The following is a 16,780-nucleotide window of genomic DNA, read 5'->3' as shown; positions in this document are numbered from 1 at the left end:
AGTTCGACAGTTTCGTGCGCGTCTCGCTACTCGTCTTGACGCGCTGCCCAGGGAGGCTTGATGCGTGCAGGACGCTGCGGCCGAATTTGGGAGCGGTGCAGCCAACTCCCGCAGGGGCTGTGGACACGTATGCGTCTGGATGGAGCGCCCGTGTGCGCTTGCGCCTCCTCTGCCCCCGCCTTAAACCGGCAGCAGGTGGTATCGGCCCTTGCGGAGGTGGATTCCTCCTCCTGCTTCCGGCTGGAACGCGAGAATGAGCTCATCGCCCACGCGCGCCATGGCGAGCCCCCCGCCAGGCGCGCAGTGCGTCCCGGGAATGGGGGTCTGTGGACTCCAGCCCGCCTGCGCGAGGGTGCCGAAGCCATCGTTGAAGGAGGCGTAGTCCTTCGTGTTGTACTCCACGGGCTTCGCGGGGGTCATGATGCCGCTGAGGGAGAAGGTCTCCGTCATGAGCGAGAACTGGGAGTTCACCGGGTGGACGAGGTGGAGTACTCCCGCCAGCTCCGCGATGGCGAAGGGATTGCCCGCCTTGTAGGGCCTATTCCGAGGCTCCGGTTCGCCACCGCTGTCCTTGCCGGGATGCCGGGTGTAGGCGGCAACCGGGAACTGACTGGGGGACCAGGTGTCTCGAGTCGTGTTCTCATCCACCCCTGGAAACTGCTCGATGGGGGGAGTACGGACCACGTTGAAGGAGGCGGTGTTGTAGGAGACCACGGACAAGGTGTTCTCGCCCGTGGGCCTGTAGATGAGATAGAGCGACGGCCCCAGGACGCCCAGCGTCAAGGGCCCCTCGGTGGAGGCTCCAGGTACCCGAACCTCTTCTCCCCACGCCCCCTGCTGGTGGATGCGCGACTGAATCGCTCCCTCCTCGGTCCGATAGGCCAGCATGAGGCGCTTCCCGTCCGAGAAGGCCGCGAGCGCCAGCGCGCCACGCGTTCTGGTGGCGACCTGTGTGGGACTCGAGGACCAGCCGGAGCCGACCCGATAGGAGAGGGAGTTGACGGTACCGTCGCGCGTCTCGTAGGCGAGGACCAGCCGCTCCGCCGTGGCCGCGAGGGCCAGTGCTCCACCTCCCGTGACACCGAGGGTTCGCTCCGCCGACCAGCCGGATGCTTCCGACATGCGGGTGCGCAGCTCCCCTTGCTGGTTCGCGTACACGAGATGGAGCACCCCCGCGAACTCCGCGAGCGCGAAGTGGGCCGCCTCGGCGACGGGCGTGGGAGCCGCATCCTCCCACCAGAAATGTCTGTCCCAGAGGAACTGGAACCAGTTGCTGGATGCGTCATTCTTCTCCAGAGTCCCCAACTGGAAGTTCTCCTCGATGGTGCGCAAGAGACTGTAGTGGTTGTAGGCCTCGGCCTGCTCGCCGGGCTGGAGCATGTCTCCCAGCAACACGGTGTAGATTTGATTGGGTCCGTCATAGACAAGCACGTCCACATTTCCCTCGTCGTAGGTCTTCTTCTCGTAGGACTTCTTGAAGTCCGCTTCGTCGAAGGTGATGACCACGAGCGTTCGCGGAGGTAGGCGCGAGCCCGGTCCGGGGAAGCGCAGGCCTCCCAGGAAGGACTCGAGCCACTTCGCGGTCTGGTCAACCAGCGCGGGAGCGCGGTCCTCCGGCTCCTCCTTGGTGCCCTGCGTGTAGTGACCGTCATTCCACATATTGGGCGTGAACCAAGCGTAGTTCGGCAGGGTGCCGCGCTCGATATCTTCCCAGAAGGCTTCCTCTCCCTGGATGCGCTCCCAACGAGCGCGGCTTCCCTGGATGTTCGCGAAGGACGAGAACGGGTTGTGCTTGATGACGTAGGGGTAGGCATCCTGCGGCTTGAGCGTGGACGACCACGGCGTGTCCCGCGGGTCGTAGCCCTGCATGTACGCCTTCCACGTCAGTCCCTGGGGAGACTCCTCGATGAGGTCGACGATGGTCCGTTGGGGAAGCGGAGGTGGTGGGACATCGAACGTCACGTTGCAGAGTTCCCCCGCAATCGACGCGATGTAGTTGGTCTGTGAGGGGTGCATGACCCCAAAGGAATTGCTCAGACAGATGCCCTGCTGCGCCAGCTTCTTGAAGTAGGGGTTCTTCATCACATAGCCGCGGTATTGGTTCTCAAGCATGATTACGAGGACATGATCGAAGACGCGAGGGTACTTGGTTCGCATGATGGAGCCCTAGGTGATGGGTAGGGGGCCGGGTATTGCAGGCATCATGCCGCACCCGCTGCCCGGCGGAGGGGAGACGGCGGCCTTGGGTTCTGACGTGTCAAACGTCATCATTGACGTGTTAGGACCAACTCCTGACACGTCAGCCGGAAAGCAAGGGGATTGGTCTGGCGTGGTGTTGACGTGTCTTGGTGGAAATGGCAATTAAATGGGAGACCTTAGCGAGGAGTCTCCGTATGGCTGCGCCCATCCGATACATTTTTGTCCTGATGATGGAGAATCGTTCGTTCGACCATATGTTGGGGTTCTCGGGTATCTCAGGCGCCGACGCGGAGACCGGCCAGCGAACGCTGCTCAACGGCTTGACCGGAAACGAGTTCAACACCTTCGATGATGTCCGGTACCCGGTGAGCAGCCCCGCGGACTACGTGATGCCCGTGGGACCCCATCACGATTTCCAGGACGTGTTCCTGCAGCTCACGGGGCGCGAATTGGAGCCGCAGCCCGGAGAGTTGAAGTATCCCGAAATTACGATGTCGGGCTTCGTCGAGAGCTATGTCGACGCGGCGAAGAAGGCTGGTCACAAGGATTACGACCCGGGCGAGATCATGAAGTGCTATGCCCCTGAGCAGCTTCCGGTGCTCAACGCGCTCGCCCGGGAGTTCGCCGTCTGCGACCAGTGGTTCTCTTCCCTTCCAGGCCCCACCTGGCCCAACCGGTTCTTCGTGAATGCGGCGTCGGCCGGCGGACTCGACCACAGCCCCGACCTGGAGGAGACAGTTGAATGGGAAACGCACCTGGAAGGTGGCTTCAGGTTCGAGAACGGCTCGATCCTCACCCGTCCGAATCTCACGTCAGCGGTCTACGCGGGGGACAGGCTCTGCATCGCCAGAGCCACCGCGGGGGTCCATGCCGGAGAAGTTCGCCCCTATTCGGACTTCAAGCTGGACCTCTATCAGCGTCCGGTCGCCCAATACACCTTCATCGAGCCGAGGTATGGCGACGTGTGGGATGACTCCTACGCGACTGGCAACTCGCAGCATCCGCGAGACGACGTCCTGCATGGTGAGGCGCTCATCAAGGAGGTCTATGAGCAGATTCGCCAATCGCCTGTTTGGGAGGAGAGCCTGCTCATCGTCACCTGGGACGAGCATGGTGGCTTCTACGACCATGTGACGCCGCCCCCAGCACCGGCGCCTGGTGACATGCGGCTGATGCCCCCGGCTGTCAACAAGTACGGGTTCCCCTTCGATCAATACGGCGTCCGGGTCCCCGCCGTCGTCATCTCGCCGTGGATCCCCAAGAACGTCATTGACCATCGTCTGTATGACCATGCCTCGGTGCCGGCGACGGTCGCGGACGTCTTCGGCCTTCCGCGGATGACGCAGCGCGATGCGAAGGCGAACAGCCTGCTCTCGCTCGCCACGTTGTCCGAGCCGAGGGCGGACTGCCTGGTGGCCCTGCCGGATCCAAAGCGCACCGCGCCCCCGCCGCGACAAGAGGCGAAGCCAGGCAAGCTCCTGGAGCCAACCGATTCGGTGACCGAGGGCCATCTGCCCGGCTTCCTGCACCTGCTGCTGCGGACCGACCTGGAGTTGTCGCCCCCCGAGCAGCGAGAGGAGATCCTCGCGCGGGTGCGCGCGATTCGGACGCGCGCCGACGCGGAGCAATACATGCGAGAGGTCAGCGAGAAGCACGCCGCCGCCTCGGGCGCCACGACGAAGTCATAGCAGGGCGCGGCCAGACGGTGACAACCGTGGACGAGGCGCCGGCGCGGTGTGCGCCAGGCGCCTGTCCGCGAGGGGCACGACGGAGGCGTGCTGTTGGGCCCTGGGGGAATTGACGCGTCAGCGTTTGCTGTCGACGCGTCAATGCGCCCTCCACGTGTGCTCCTCGAGGGGGACGGCACAGCTTACTTGCCTGGAATGAGTCTTGCTGGGCCTTGAACAATTCCGTTCCCGGAGAACCCATGTTGAAGAGAAGTGAGCTGCGGAGTCCCTGGATGCGTGGCCGTCCACCCCTGGTCCTGTCGATGCTTGTCGGCCTCCTGTTGACCGGCTCGTGCGCAAAGACGCTCCCCGAGGACGATACCCCGGAGGAATACACCGTGGAGAGCCCGCGCGAGGACCTCGACAGCCTCGTGTGGGAGCCGCAGTTCGAGCCCGACTACAACAACCTTCAACCCCAGCCCTGGGTGGAGGTCGCCACGGAGACGCAGGCTCGCACCGTCATCGTGAGGCCCGATTCGCTCGTCTTTCCGAAGGCGGAGACCCCCGAGGTGCTGCACTGGGAGCCTGGCCAGGTCGTGGTGTCGGCACCGAGCGACGGCCCAGGTGCCAATCCGCTGGGCTTCGCCCGCAGGGTCGTTGCCGTCACCGAGGTGGGTGAGTCCCTCGTCGTGGAGACGGAGGCCGCGGCGCTCAAGGACATCGTCACGGGTGAGCTGCGGCTCACGTTCGACTACGCGAACATGCAGACGGTGGACCTCTCGAAGCTCGACCTCGAGTGGGCTGCCAGTCATCTGTATGTCGACGCGAACGTGATGTCCCCCAGCGTCGAGGGTAATCCGGACGACGAGCCCCTGCCGGCGGTCGAGGAGGAGTTGGACCAGCGCAAGAGTGAGGCCTACTTCCTGGGCTCCATCTGGAATGCAATCACCGAGGCAGTGGGAGGGGCGGCCCAAGCGGTGGCCCAGGCGGCGGTGGACGTCTGGAAGGCCGTGACGGTCGATGGAATCACCACGGGTGTGAACATCCAGCCCGAAATCAAGAACAGCTACTCCAGCACCCTGTTTACGCTCAAATACGAGAAGGACTTCAACGAGGCGGGGAAGAGGCCGCTCCAGCTCTCCCTCCAGGGGAGCGGCAGCGCGGACGTGTCCTATTCCTTCAACCCGCGCGCGCAGGTGGAAGTGAAGGTGCCCCCTATCCTGGCGGAGGAGGGCGATTCGACCAGCATGGCGCTGAACGTGGACAGCAAGGCCACCCTCGAGCTCGACATCGAGGCCATCGTGAACGCCAAGATTGCGTCCGCGAGCGGGAAGACCGGCAAGGAGCTCCAGGACAAGCTCGCGGAGCGGACGAAGTTTGCCGAGGAGGTCCTCACCCAGGCGAAGCTGAAGTATCTGGGGCATCCGGACATGCGGCCCGCGGGGGGCTGGAAGCGCAACATCCTCGTCACCAAGCCCGCGGTGCAGACCGTCCTCGTCGGGCCCGTGCCAGTCGTCTTCACCCAGACCATCCAGGTGGACCTCGAGTGTGGATTCGAGGCGAAGGCAGGCGTCAAGGCCACTGTGCATCATGAACAGAACGCGACCTTCAAGTTCAAGGCAACCTATAAGGGCGGCAAGTTGACGACCGAAGAGCCTACGCTGAAGCAGACGAAGTACACCAAGGTGAACGTAACCGGCGAAGGCAGCCTGGCGGTCGTCTGCGGGCTCATCCCTCGCCTGAATGTGTATGTGTATGACGCGCTCGGGGTGAACGCCGGTGTCCGGGCGTCGGTGGTGGCCAGCGCGAAGTACGCGTCACGCTGCGAAGGAAAAAAGGCCAAAGCGGATATCACCCTGGGGCTCGACGGCAATCTCGGTGTCCAGGTGGGTGGGCGCGTCCAGCCGCCGGGGACCAGCTATGCGGGCTCCTCCGGAGCGGGGCTTGGATGGGACATCGGCCCCATCGAGCTCGCCAACTATCAGTTCCCCCTCGTGGAGCCGTTGAAGTTCACCCTGAAGGATGGCCTGGGCTATTGCTCGGACACGTGCGGAAACACGAAGCGGGATGGCTTCGAGACGGATGTAGACTGCGGTGGCGGCTCTTGCGGAGCCTGTGCCAAGGGCAAGGCGTGCTCGCTCAACTCAGACTGTGCGTTCGGGTACTGCAACGCGGGCAAGTGCTCGGACGGAAATCACTGCGGAAACGGGGTGGTGGATGGGGACGAGACAGGCGTCGACTGTGGCGGCGCGCGCTGCGGGCCCTGCGCGAACAAGCAGGGCTGTATCCGTCCCGGGGATTGCGCCTCCGGTTTCTGCAAGAAGTCCGCGAAGTCCGGCATCGACTTCGGGACCTGCGTGCAGAATCACTGCAATACGGGCGTCATGGACGCGGATGAGAGCGGCGTCGACTGCGGCGGGAAGGACTGCCCCAAGTGTGAGCTGAAGGCGCGCTGCTCGGTGTCGGCCGACTGCAAGTCGGGCGTGAGCGATGGCGTCTTCTGTGTCCCGACCACCTGCAAGGATGGCATCAGGACGGTGGGGGAGACTGACGTGGACTGTGGCGGGCCCATCTGTGGACGCTGTGGGAAGGGCCAGAAGTGCCAGGAGACCTCCGACTGCATGTTGCGGCAGGGAGTTCATCACCTGTATTGCTCCAAGGCCGTCAAGCCCCCGTTCGGGCCGCTCTGCTTCCCCTCGCAGTGTGACAACGGAAGGACGGATTGGGACGAGGCCGACGTGGACTGTGGAGGGCCCTGCGCGCCCTGTGCCCGAGGCAAGCAGTGCCTCCAGCAGAGCGACTGCGAAGCGGGCTTGACGTGCGACACGTCGACCTCGCCCTACCGCTGCGTGGCTTTCACCTGCGGCGCGGGGAAGTACCTCGCCAATGACGTCTGTGTCGACGTGGGAATCGGTTACTGGTCTGCTGCAAACTCCAACGCCCGCAGCGCCTGCACGAACGCGCCTGCGAACGCGGAGTACACAAGCCCGACGGCGACCCAGGCCGACTGTCCCTGGACATGCAAGTCAGGTTACCGGCGCGACTCCACGGGCACCCAGTGCGTGGAGAGCAGCACGGCCCAACTGCTCACATGCGCGGCGGACGAGGTGGCGGTCGGCATCCACGGCCGGGCGGGCGCCTGGCTGGACGCGCTGGGGCTGCGCTGTGCCCGCTTCGACTCCGGAGCCATCATCGGCGCCGCGATGAGCGCCACCGCGATTGGCGGCTCGGGAGGCACGGCCTTCACCCGGGACTGCGGGCCGGGCGCCGTCCTCCACGAAATCACGGGCATCAATGGTTGGGCGAAGGCCCCTGTGAATCAGTCTTGGTGCAGTGAAATCAATCTCTCGACAATATCGGTGTCGTGCAGGAACCTCCAAACAGGCGAGATTGATTCGCTGACGAAGGTGGGGGGGAGCAGCTCCTGCATCCTGGGGAAGGAGACGTACTCCTTCCAATGTGGTGGCAATGGCCTTGTTCGAGGCTTCGTGGTGGATAGCGCGAACACCTCCACATACGTCGGCTACATGTTCGACCTGAGTTGCCGCTAGGCATCCTCCGCTTATCTCCGTCTCCACCAGAGCCAGAGTCCCAGTCCCCGGCCTCCCAGCCCACTCCAGTAGGAGGCAGGGAGGCCGGGGGCCGGCCAGGGCGTGGCTCGTGGAGCGGACATGTCGCTCGCGAACGTGAGGGAGTTGTGGTCGTACCAAGGGCATGGCGCCCCCATCCAGAAACCGTGCCAGCAAATCGTCGTGCTTCACATGGTATATTGAAAAGTTCGCCCTCGTTGGCTGGTGGATGGAGGGCGCTTTGCTCTCACGAGGGCCGCCGCCCTCGCGGCAAGCCCACTCGTGCCATCAGTGTTTGATTTTTATAGGGAGGTTCATTTCGAATGTTGAATCAAAATCCGGAGTATCAGTCCTGTATCCAGAGCTCGGAGAAGGTCTCCTGGCGTCTTGATGACGTATTGCCCAAGGACACCGTCCTGGATTTCAGCCAGCGGTTCCTTTCGGATACGCTGACGGGCGCGGAAGCCATTCCCTTCCTGAACGCTGAGGAGCGGCTGATGCTGAATCACATCCGCTCCAACAGCTATGCGCACCTGTTCCTGTTCCTGGAGGAGTACGCCGTGGCCCTGGCCGCCCAGCGCGCCAGCCTCGAGCTGCACGGGAACGCGACGCACATGCGCGCGCTCCTGCGCTTCACGGAGGAGGAGCTGAAGCACCAGCAGCTCTTCGCGCGCTTCACCGGCGCGTTCGCCCGGGGTTCAAGGTCGTCCCCGCCCTGCTCGACAACCACGTCGAGGTGGCGCGGGCCATCATGGCGAAGTCGAACCTGGGGGTGCTCATCTTCAACCTGCACCTGGAGTTGATGACGCAGCAGCACTATCTGGAGACGGTCCGCGGAAACAAGGCGGAGAAGCTGGACCCGCTGTTCTGCAACCTGCTCAAGCACCACTGGCTCGAAGAGGCGCAGCACACCCGGCTGGACTTCCTGGAGGCGCAGAAAATCCTCGCCCGGGAGCCCGATACGTTGGACGAGGCCCTCAGGGAGTACGCGGAGTTGCTCCAGGCGCTGCGGGGGACGTTGAACGCTCAGCTCGCGCTGGATCTCCAGACGCTGGAGAAGGTGGTGGGGCGCACGTTCACCCCGGAGGAACAAGAGCACCTGGCCGAGTCCCAGGAGCGTTCGTATGTCTGGGGTTTCATCGGAATGGGGATGAAGGCGCCCCTCTTCCTCTCCCGCCTGCGCGCGCTCTCCCCCATCGCCGAGCAGCGCGTCCTGGAGCTGGCTCCGACGTACTACTGTGATTGAGGCGGGCGTCGGGACCGCCGCCTCGCCGCGGCGGTCCCGACGGGCCCCTTTCCTCTGAGGTTGGCCTAGTCTGGCGCGGCGCGGTGGATCGCCAAGCGCGCGGGTACCTCAAACGCCAGCGCCATGGGCCCGGGCTGTCCCTCGCCCGCTGGCAGTACGTCTTGAAGCGCTCCATGTGGCGATGGGGGCGGCCGGCGTCGTAGGGCGGTCCACCTTACTGTGTGCACGCGCGGCCCGCTCCAGTCGCACAGCAGAGATGGCTGTCTATCTCGCCCGCGAGCCAGCGGCCTTCCATCAGGCCATGCGTCCAATGCGCGAAATCTCCTCGAGGAATTCCGTCCGCGTGGGGTTGTCCCTTCGCAGAACGAGCAGGCGCCGCTCCGCATCATCCAGCTTGCGGCGGGCCCTGTCGGCCTGGTCGGGAAACTGGTTCGCGGTCATCGCGAAGAGACAGGCCACGTGCGCTCGCCTTCCTACGTTGTCGTCGCCGAGCCTCTCGGTGCGACGCAGCGCACGGTTGAACTCCTTCCACGTGCATTCGCGTCCGTAGGCGCCCAGCAGGATGTCCTCGGAGGTCCTTCTCTTGAGGGTGAGGCGCTCCTTCGGCGTCTTGGCCGCGCGCAGCCAGGACTGCTGGTGTGCCAGGAACGCGCGTTCGAACTCCGCGAAGCTCGCATTGGACAACGAGAGGTGGAGTCGGCCGCTCTCCACGAGGCCAGCGGCCGTTCGCTCTGGCTTGCTGGTCGACCTATTCCGCGGCACAGCAGGAGTCGGGGTCCGCAGATGCTGCGTCGGGGGCGGCATGGGCACGGCAAGTTCCAAGCTGGGTAGGTGTTATGGACTTAGCCTACCGGGGCGAGTGCGATAGGAGGCACTCCATCCGTTGGGCATTGGGCGCCTCCTTGGAGGAGCCGCCCTGGAGTTGTGCGCTCCGGAGGCTCGTTCCTTGAGGGGGGACGCTCTTCCATGCAACGAAATCAGGCGTCGAGGTAACCAGTGGGTGGCAAGAGGGCTGCCATGATGGTCGAGTAGAATAAACCTGTTGGGTTGCATTTGTGGGTGCAGGCCGGATTTTCTAGCCGAAGGAACTTGCTGCCTTTGGGCGGGCCTAGCTGTGCTGCGGCCCTTCATGTCCGACTTCCGCGAGGCCCTTGAATCGATTTCGGAGTTCCCATGCTCCGAGCATCCTGGCTTCTCCGCCGCCCTGGCCTGTACTCGTTGCGGCACCTTCATCTGTGCCTTCTGTGCCTCGTCCAGTGCGGGCCTGTGCTTCCGGTGCCTTCATGCGGCTCCGGAGCTGGCGACGCGCAGGGCCCGGCTCGCAGCAAGCCTCGTCGATGGTGTTGCGTTCCTGCTCCCGTCCCTGCTCCTGGGTGTCCTCCGGTGCCTGGCCCTTCCGGACGAGGCGGCGATGACGGCTCCAGCCATCTATGTCCCGGTGGTCTTCGTGTTGCTCGTGCAGGCAAGCCTGATTCGAGGCACAGGGGCGAGCCTCGGCAAGAGGCTCCTGGGAATCCGCGTCGTCAGAAGGGACGGGCGGCCGGCGGAGGTCTGGCGCATTGCCCTTTTGAGGAACGCGCTCCCGATTGCGCTCTGCGGCTACTGCGGCTACTGCGGCTGGTTCGGCCTCGTGGACGCCCTCTTCATCGTTGGAGAGGACCGACGGTGTCTTCACGACTGGCTGGCCGGCACCCGCGTCGTGAAAGCCCCTCGAGCGCCGCGCTCGTTCGCCGCGCGGCTCGTGACTGGCTGAAGCGTTTGTTTCGGAATCCCTTCCCAGTGAAGGGGGAATGAGAGGCGATGACATGGAGAGAGAGGTGAAGTCTGGGCGTCCCCGCTGGCTGGCCGGGCTCGTGTGCGTGGTGGTGGCGCTGGTACTGGGGTGTTCCCGTCCGTGGAAGCGGGAAGACACCAGGACGTGGGAGGGCTGCTGCGAGGGGGCGGACGCGTGCCTTGCGCTGCTTCAGGAAGTCCACGGCCCAGACACAGGGGAGAAGTGGCTGCCGCCGGAGCAGGCGTGTGCCGCCTGGAAACTGGGGCGCGAGGGAGAGGACGTCGTCCCTCGGCTGGTTTCGCTGCTTCGGCATTCGGACCGTCGCGTGCGCGGCGGTGCAGCACAGGCGCTGGCGAAGATGGAAGAGAAGGCCAGGGGCGCGCTGCCTGCGCTCATCGAGGCGTATGAGAGGGAGCCCGGTGGGCTGGCCCTGCACGCGCTCTCCTCACTCGATGACGAGCGAGCAGCACCAGCCATTGTGCGCCACCTCCTGGAGTCGCCCACGTCGACGCTGGAGCACCTCGGCCCGACACTGGCCCCGGTGCTGTTGGACGTGCTGGAGAATCCGGAGTCGAGTTGGGAGGCGCTGGTGCTGGTGCGCCATGTCCTCGCCCGGCGTGCCTCCGTGTACACGGAGACGTTCGTCCCTCGCCTGCGGACGCTCCTCGAGCGGGAGCTGGAGGAGCCCACTCTGCGGCGCCCACCAGGGACGTCCTGCCCGTCGGCGCCTGCGCCAGGCTGCGGGGCGGTTTTCGACGCGTGCACCCCGCGAGCGGCCTACGTGGCGTCGGTGCTCGCTGCCTACGGGCGCCAAGGCGCGAAGGCCGCGCCCGAGGCGTTGCAGGCGCTACAGCGGGCGGACGTGCGCCTCACACCCGTGGCGCTGCAGGCGTTGGTGGCCTTCGGGAGTCCTGCTGCGGTGCCGGGCGTCCTTGAGCAGCTCGCCGTGCCTGAGTGCCGTGCCCGGGCCCTTGCGAGCCTCGTGTCCCTGGGGGCGTGGCGCGGCCAGCCGCGACGGTGCCGCTGCTGCGGCTGCTAGCCACGGGGGAGGAGGGTTGGGAGCGCGCGCGGGCCGCAGAGGCCCTTGGACGCGTGGGAGACGCAGCCGCCCTCGAGGCGCTACGCCAAGCGGTGTACGCGCCGCACAGCGAAGTCCAGGCCGCGGCGGTTTATGCGTTGGGCAGCTACGCCTTCCGGGCGCATGCGGAGGAGCTGGTGCCGCTGTTCCAGCAGGTGGTAGCGACGCACGCCTCTCCGGTGGCGCGGAGCCACGCGAGGTTGGCCCTGGAGGGACTCTCCGGGCAGGAGGTGCAGCCCGCGGAGTCCATCGACTGCGCCCGCATCAGTCCAAGGCGCGCCGGAGGGTGGACGCTGCGCGAGGGGCATACCTCCATCCAGTTGCACTGGGACAAGCCGAAGGCGCCCTCACCAGGGAGTCCGTGTGCATCCGTGCCAGGAGGGGATTCCGCCTCCGTCCTCGAAGCCATGGGGGAGGCCTGCCTCGTCGGGTGGGACGACGGGGAGTTTGGGGGCACGCTGGAGGTGCATGAGGCCGGGCGGGTGACGGTGCTGGAGGAGTCCCAGGCCAACCCCCTGCAAGTCGTGCGGATGCACGGCGCCCTCGTGGTGGTGGAGGGACTCGCACACATGTATGGCGGAGCCGGGCGTCTGGTGCGTGTCGACGCCTCCGAGGGGCGGTGGCGTGCCACGCCTTGGGTGACTCTCCCTGGCGCACCGATGGCATACGCACTGGATGAAGCGGGGGACTTGGTGGTGGGGACGACGGACCAGCGACTCGACGCAGTCGTGTGTGGCCGGGCTGGCACCTTCGCACCCGCCCACGTGGTGCGCGTCACGGAGGGCGGGCGCCTGGCCCCCGTCGAGCCGGACGCCTGCCCGGAGGGCACCCGTGGAGAGTGAGGGGACCTCTCCGCGTCTGACCGTCGCCAGGAACTGGACGCTCGCGTGGGGGATCAGGCGCCAGCGCCCGTCCTCTTCCTCTTCCTCGGTCGCCTCGGGGACCTGCGGTGTCGCGGGCGGAGGCGTGGCACCGCTCCCCTCCTCACCGAGAGCCGGGGGCGCCGCGATGAGCAGCAGCAGCACGAGCAGCGCCCGGCAACCGACGCGGGGCCCCTCCGCACGCCGCCGCCTCCGGACGGGTCGGATCGCGCGCGCGAAACACCGCGTGGTGCTGGGTGGGGCAGGGCGGCGCGGCATGGTGAACCGTCGGCGTGAACGAAGCCGACCGACGGTGGCGCCGGTGCGCGCCCGCCGCCACCCGCCCGGAGACATGGTGGATGACCAGCGGACTTCGGCGTCGGTGCCGCTGCCGCCTCTGGAGCAAGGGGCCGCACGGTGCCTGCGCCGCCACCGCACAGTTGGGCCACGGACAGGCTCACCCGGGCCGCGCGGGGCGCGGGGGCGCCATGGGGACAGCCGCCTGATGCGGGCGACGCAGGCGCCAAAGCCCTCGCGGCGTTCAGGGCCCGAAGATCTCCGTCCAGGTCGTCCCATCGAAGCTGGAGGCGCTGTGTGCGCCCGCGACCAACAGGATGCCGTGGCCGGCTGCGAGGAACGAGCAGTTGCGCAGCGTCGACATCGACCCCAGGGCGGCGGGACTGATCGCGCCGTCGGCGACCTCGAAGAGCGCGGACTGCGTGGAGAGGATCACCCGATCTCCGTAGGCGACGATCGACTCGAACGCCTCCTCCGCCGCGCGCGGTTCGAGATGGCGCCAGTCGCTCCGGCGTCCGACCAGGAGCTGTCGGCTGCCCGCGAGGACGTAGACCTCGCCGTCGTGGGCGCAGCACACGCGCCGGACGGTCTCGTTCGTCGGAAGCGCGAGCCGGCGCCAGGTCACCCCGTCGAGGTGCCAGAGCTCCCCCGGGCCGCCGGCCACGTAGAGGTCGTCCTCCGCGAAGCCATCGACGTCCTGGAAGCCGTGGTCGCCTGCCACCACGGGGGCGGGAGGCGGGAGCCCCACGGAGAGGTGCCGCCAGCTGTCCTCGGACGCGCGGACGTACACCTTCTGGTTTGGTCCGACCGCGTACGCGCGCCCCCTGCGACACAGCGAACGTTCGAGAAGGTGGTGCCCGGGCGATCGACGATGGGCGCCTCGAAGCCCTCGACGCCGCCACCCACGACGAACACCTCGCCGTCGTCCGCGACGAAGAGCCAACGCGCCTCGGGCTGCATCACCGCGCAGCCGCGGAGACCGCGCGCGCTGCCGATCTCGCGATACGCCCAGCGTGCACCGGGTGCCCGACTCGCATTGTAGAAGTAGGTGCGGGTGACCCGGAGCTCGAGCGGATCGGGGGTGTCCCAGGCCTGCCCCCAGAAGGCGTACAGCACCGGGCTCCTGATCGCGCACCCGGCGATCTCGAAGCCGTCCAACGCCTCGAAGCGATCTTGCTGTTCGATCACCGGTTTGATCCTCCCCTGCTGTGAGCTGAGCGTCGGCGCGCGGTCCTCCGGCGCCCCACGGTCCCCCGCGGTCATCAACGGCAGTCTTCAACGTCGCGATCGGCGGGTCCACCGAGATCGCCCGGCCGCCTCGCGGCGCCGTCCTCGCCCATCAGCCCGACTCGCCCAGTTTGCGCAGGAAGGTCGGGTACGAGATCACGAGCGCGCGTGCGGCCTCCATGCGGCGGCCCTCATGCTGATCGAGCGCATGGCGGACGTAGGCGCGCTCGACCTCCTCCAGCGGCTTCACCGGACCGGTCAGGACGAAGGCGTCGGCGGGCAGGGCGGCGGCGGGCCCGGTTCCCGGGGCCGCGTCGAGGCCCTCGAGATCCAGCTTGGGCCCGGACTCGAGCACCAGCGCACGCTCGAGGACGTTTCGCAGCTCGCGCACGTTCCCCGGGAAGGGGTAGCGCAGGAGGCGGGTGACGCCGGTCTCCGAGAGCGCCACCGAGCGGCGCCCCAGCTCGCCCGCGAGCTCGGCGACCAGGGCGTTGGCGAGGTCCACCAGATCCTCGCGGCGCTCACGCAGCGGCGGCACCTCGATTCGGAGGCCCTGCGGAAACCAGCGCTCCCGAGCCTCCTGCGACAGGGGGCGCACCAATACCGTGCCGGCGCCGCCCCCTTGGGCTTGAGCACCGAGTGCAAGCGGCCTCGCTCGACGAGCTCCGCGTGGAGGTGGCCGACGAGAAGCCGATGCAGGTGTCCGAAGCTGCCGGGCGCTGGGTGCTCCGGCTCGCCCTCAGCCGCGCGGATGAGGAACTCGGTGGAGCGGCAGGAGGGGCAGGGCGGAAGTTGGACGAGGCTGTCGTCCGCGTCCTCCCGGCGGGCGATGCCCACCTCCAGGGCGTCGAGGGAGAGGCGATTGCCGCTGCCGCACCGTGCGCAGCGTTGAAGCACGTCCTCGGCGGTGACTTCGTGGATGGCCATGCGGGCGTCCTCACGCGACAGCGGTGTAGCTTCCAAACCAGTACGTCGCGGCGAGCGGTTGGAGGTTTTGGTAGCTGTAGAAGGCGAAGCCGTCTCTGTCCGGCACCATGACGGTGGGGTTGCCGACGAAGCTTCCGCTGGTGGCGAAGGGGGTGAGGGTGATGGAGGAGGGCGCGGTGGGAAAGCGACTGCGGAACGTCACCGAGCCGCCGCCGACGAGGTTGTCGTGGGCGACGGTGTCGCTGTTGCAGAACTCCATGCCGAGCCGGCCCACCTCGCGCACGCTGCCCGCCACCTCGAAGGAGGTGTTGCTGGCGGTGCTACTCAGGGGGAGCCGCAAGGTGCGCGTCCAGGTGGAGAAGGTGGCGGTGAGGCTGCCGTCGTGGAGGAACTCCGCCTCGTTGCGAGAGAGGCGGAAGCCGCCCGCAGCCGCCCCGGTGGTGTCCCGGGCCCAGGCGCTTCCATTCCAGGCGGCATTGAGGGTGAACCACACCGAGTCGTCGTCGGCGTAGAGACGCAGGCGCGCGGCTGCGCCCCCGCGCCCAGGGCGTCGAGGAGGAGGACGCGACCAGTGCCCAGCCTGGGCTGGAGAATGGCCTTGTGCTGGCCTGCCGCGGTCTCGTTGCCGCGGAAATGCCCGCCGCTGAAGGCGGCGAGGGCTTCTGCGAGGGCGGCCTCAACGGTGCCCGCCGTCAGCAGGTTGCCCGCGTCCGCCACGGAGACGGCCGAGGCCGCGTGGGCCCCCGCACCCTGGGTGACGTGCCCATTGAGGTAGCCGAGTAGGGTGGCCACCTGCTGCCGCAGGCTACTGGCGGGCAGGGAGTGGGGCGTCCCGGGCAGCGCGTCGCCTCCAACGCGAGCAGCACCGGGGCTTCCGGCCGTCGTCTCTCCAAGGCGGGTGACAACCTCCTGGAGTTGAGCCTGCACGCTGGTGCCGCTGACGTAGCCGTGGGGCGTGGCGCCAATGGCGCTGGCGTGGTGGGCCCCCGTGGCCGCGCCCTGGTGGGCATTCACGAAGCCCAGCAGCGAGGACAGCTGCGCGTCCACGGTGCCCGCCGGCAGGAGGTTGGGCGTGCCGGGCACCGCGTCCGCGCCCACGCGGGAGGCGCCCGGAGTGCCAGCGGCGGCCGAGGAGAGCTTGTCGACGACTTCGTCCACGGCCTCCTGCACGGTGCTGGAGGTGAGGAAGCCGTGGGACGCGTAGTCCACGGCACTGGCCTCGTGCCTCCGGGCGGCGCCGGAGAAGTGGCCGGCCAGCTCGGCGTCCACCTCGTCCAGCGTCGCCTGCACCGTGTCCGCGCTGGGGCTCAGGACGTCCCAGGTGCCGCTCTCCACGGCCACGGAGGTGCCCCGGGCGAAGATGAATGCCTGGCGGCGAGAGGTGTCCAAGTCCGCGGCGAGAATCTGCGTCTGCCCGGGGCGGCGCCGGACGTCACACAGCAGCAACTCGTCGGGCTGGAGGGCGGGCTTGGGCGCCTGTCCGACGGGGCCCTCCGGTGCCTGGCGCACCACCAGCTCGAAGGACTCGTCGCGGCGGAAGTACACCTGCTGGGAGTTGCCGTCCGTGCGCGGCTCGGACAGCAGGCGGGTGAAGCGCAGGAAGATGCCCACCCACCGCTCGCTGCCCGAGGTGGAGACGTCGGTGGGGATGCCGGAGATGTCTGTGGCGCAGTCCACCGTCTGCCCGGTGCCGAAGAAGATGCGCTGGCCGAGGTTGTCGTAGGCGCGTCCAGGGGCCGTCAAGTCCACGGTGAGGTTGGGGACGGGGGAGTGCGGCGCAGGCACCGCCCCGGAGGTGACGCCGTGGACGCCCAAGTCCGAGGCGAGGCTGCGGTCCGCCTGCTCCAACTGCGCGAAGGCCAGGTCCAGCTCGGCCTCCGTCACGCGCTGCCTGAAGTGAAAATCCAGCCGGTTGCTCATGCCTGCGCCCTCCAGA

Annotated in this window: 11 protein-coding genes and 1 pseudogene; 6 read left to right on the top strand and 6 right to left on the bottom strand. The window is 67.2% G+C overall.

Translation table 11 applies throughout. The annotated features are described in order from the left end of the window. Positions 1–180 precede the first annotated feature (180 nt). Positions 181–2,112: an alkaline phosphatase family protein gene (locus QEG98_RS33685; protein WP_316564201.1), complete on the bottom strand. Its 1,932-nt coding sequence runs from the start codon at positions 2,110–2,112 to the stop codon at positions 181–183. A gap of 281 nt (positions 2,113–2,393) precedes the next feature. On the opposite strand from QEG98_RS33685, the gene QEG98_RS33680 reads away from it, so the two are divergent. The 4 genes from QEG98_RS33680 (at position 2,394) to QEG98_RS33665 (ending at position 8,681) form a co-directional block, all read left to right on the top strand. Then, positions 2,394–3,887, top strand: a complete 1,494-nt coding sequence (locus tag QEG98_RS33680; RefSeq protein ID WP_316564200.1) for an alkaline phosphatase family protein — start codon at positions 2,394–2,396, stop codon at positions 3,885–3,887. 239 nt (positions 3,888–4,126) lie between these two features. Beyond that, positions 4,127–7,417 carry a hypothetical protein gene (locus tag QEG98_RS33675; protein ID WP_316564199.1) on the top strand — a complete coding sequence of 1,097 codons (3,291 nt, stop codon included), beginning with the start codon at positions 4,127–4,129 and terminating at the stop codon, positions 7,415–7,417. A gap of 341 nt (positions 7,418–7,758) precedes the next feature. Then, positions 7,759–8,238, top strand: coding sequence for a hypothetical protein (locus tag QEG98_RS33670; protein ID WP_316564198.1), 480 nt, complete (start codon positions 7,759–7,761; stop codon positions 8,236–8,238). Continuing rightward, on the top strand, positions 8,187–8,681 hold the full coding sequence (locus tag QEG98_RS33665; protein WP_316564197.1) for a hypothetical protein: 495 nt from the start codon (positions 8,187–8,189) through the stop codon (positions 8,679–8,681). The genes QEG98_RS33670 and QEG98_RS33665 overlap by 52 nt, the downstream gene beginning before the upstream one ends. Before the next feature lie 294 nt (positions 8,682–8,975). On the opposite strand, the gene QEG98_RS33660 is transcribed toward QEG98_RS33665, so the two are convergent. Next, positions 8,976–9,365: a hypothetical protein gene (locus QEG98_RS33660; RefSeq protein ID WP_316564196.1), complete on the bottom strand. Its 390-nt coding sequence runs from the start codon at positions 9,363–9,365 to the stop codon at positions 8,976–8,978. Positions 9,366–9,810: 445 nt separating this feature from the next. On the opposite strand from QEG98_RS33660, the gene QEG98_RS33655 reads away from it, so the two are divergent. Beyond that, a complete protein-coding gene (locus QEG98_RS33655; protein ID WP_316564195.1) occupies positions 9,811–10,434 on the top strand; it encodes an RDD family protein in 624 nt (207 codons plus the stop codon). A gap of 52 nt (positions 10,435–10,486) precedes the next feature. Beyond that, a pseudogene (locus QEG98_RS33650) lies at positions 10,487–12,375 on the top strand (HEAT repeat domain-containing protein). Between the two features lie 559 nt (positions 12,376–12,934). Here QEG98_RS33650 and QEG98_RS33645 read toward each other — a convergent pair. The 4 genes from QEG98_RS33645 to QEG98_RS33630 all read right to left on the bottom strand — a co-directional run bounded on the left by QEG98_RS33645 (position 12,935) and on the right by QEG98_RS33630 (position 16,764). After that, positions 12,935–13,414 carry a hypothetical protein gene (locus QEG98_RS33645; protein ID WP_316564194.1) on the bottom strand — a complete coding sequence of 160 codons (480 nt, stop codon included), beginning with the start codon at positions 13,412–13,414 and terminating at the stop codon, positions 12,935–12,937. Between the two features lie 615 nt (positions 13,415–14,029). Next, complete coding sequence (locus tag QEG98_RS33640) at positions 14,030–14,515, bottom strand: helix-turn-helix domain-containing protein (RefSeq protein ID WP_316568007.1); 486 nt, start codon at positions 14,513–14,515, stop codon at positions 14,030–14,032. Positions 14,516–14,854: 339 nt separating this feature from the next. Beyond that, positions 14,855–15,184 carry a hypothetical protein gene (locus QEG98_RS33635; RefSeq protein WP_316564193.1) on the bottom strand — a complete coding sequence of 110 codons (330 nt, stop codon included), beginning with the start codon at positions 15,182–15,184 and terminating at the stop codon, positions 14,855–14,857. Beyond that, positions 15,169–16,764 carry a hypothetical protein gene (locus QEG98_RS33630; RefSeq protein WP_316564192.1) on the bottom strand — a complete coding sequence of 532 codons (1,596 nt, stop codon included), beginning with the start codon at positions 16,762–16,764 and terminating at the stop codon, positions 15,169–15,171. Before QEG98_RS33630 ends, QEG98_RS33635 begins: the two co-directional genes overlap by 16 nt. Positions 16,765–16,780: the final 16 nt, after the last annotated feature.

This window comes from Myxococcus sp. MxC21-1, from assembly GCF_032612255.1.
Lineage (GTDB): Bacteria > Myxococcota > Myxococcia > Myxococcales > Myxococcaceae > Myxococcus > Myxococcus virescens.
This window is presented reverse-complemented; position numbering and strand designations above follow the sequence as displayed.

Coding starts and splice junctions, on each gene's coding strand:
- QEG98_RS33630 (WP_316564192.1), bottom strand. CDS start 16,764: ATGAGCAACCGGCTGGATTTTCACTTCAGGCAGCGCGTGACGGAGGCC.
- QEG98_RS33675 (WP_316564199.1), top strand. CDS start 4,127: ATGTTGAAGAGAAGTGAGCTGCGGAGTCCCTGGATGCGTGGCCGTCCA.
- QEG98_RS33680 (WP_316564200.1), top strand. CDS start 2,394: ATGGCTGCGCCCATCCGATACATTTTTGTCCTGATGATGGAGAATCGT.
- QEG98_RS33670 (WP_316564198.1), top strand. CDS start 7,759: ATGTTGAATCAAAATCCGGAGTATCAGTCCTGTATCCAGAGCTCGGAG.
- QEG98_RS33665 (WP_316564197.1), top strand. CDS start 8,187: ATGGCGAAGTCGAACCTGGGGGTGCTCATCTTCAACCTGCACCTGGAG.
- QEG98_RS33655 (WP_316564195.1), top strand. CDS start 9,811: ATGTCCGACTTCCGCGAGGCCCTTGAATCGATTTCGGAGTTCCCATGC.
- QEG98_RS33685 (WP_316564201.1), bottom strand. CDS start 2,112: ATGCTTGAGAACCAATACCGCGGCTATGTGATGAAGAACCCCTACTTC.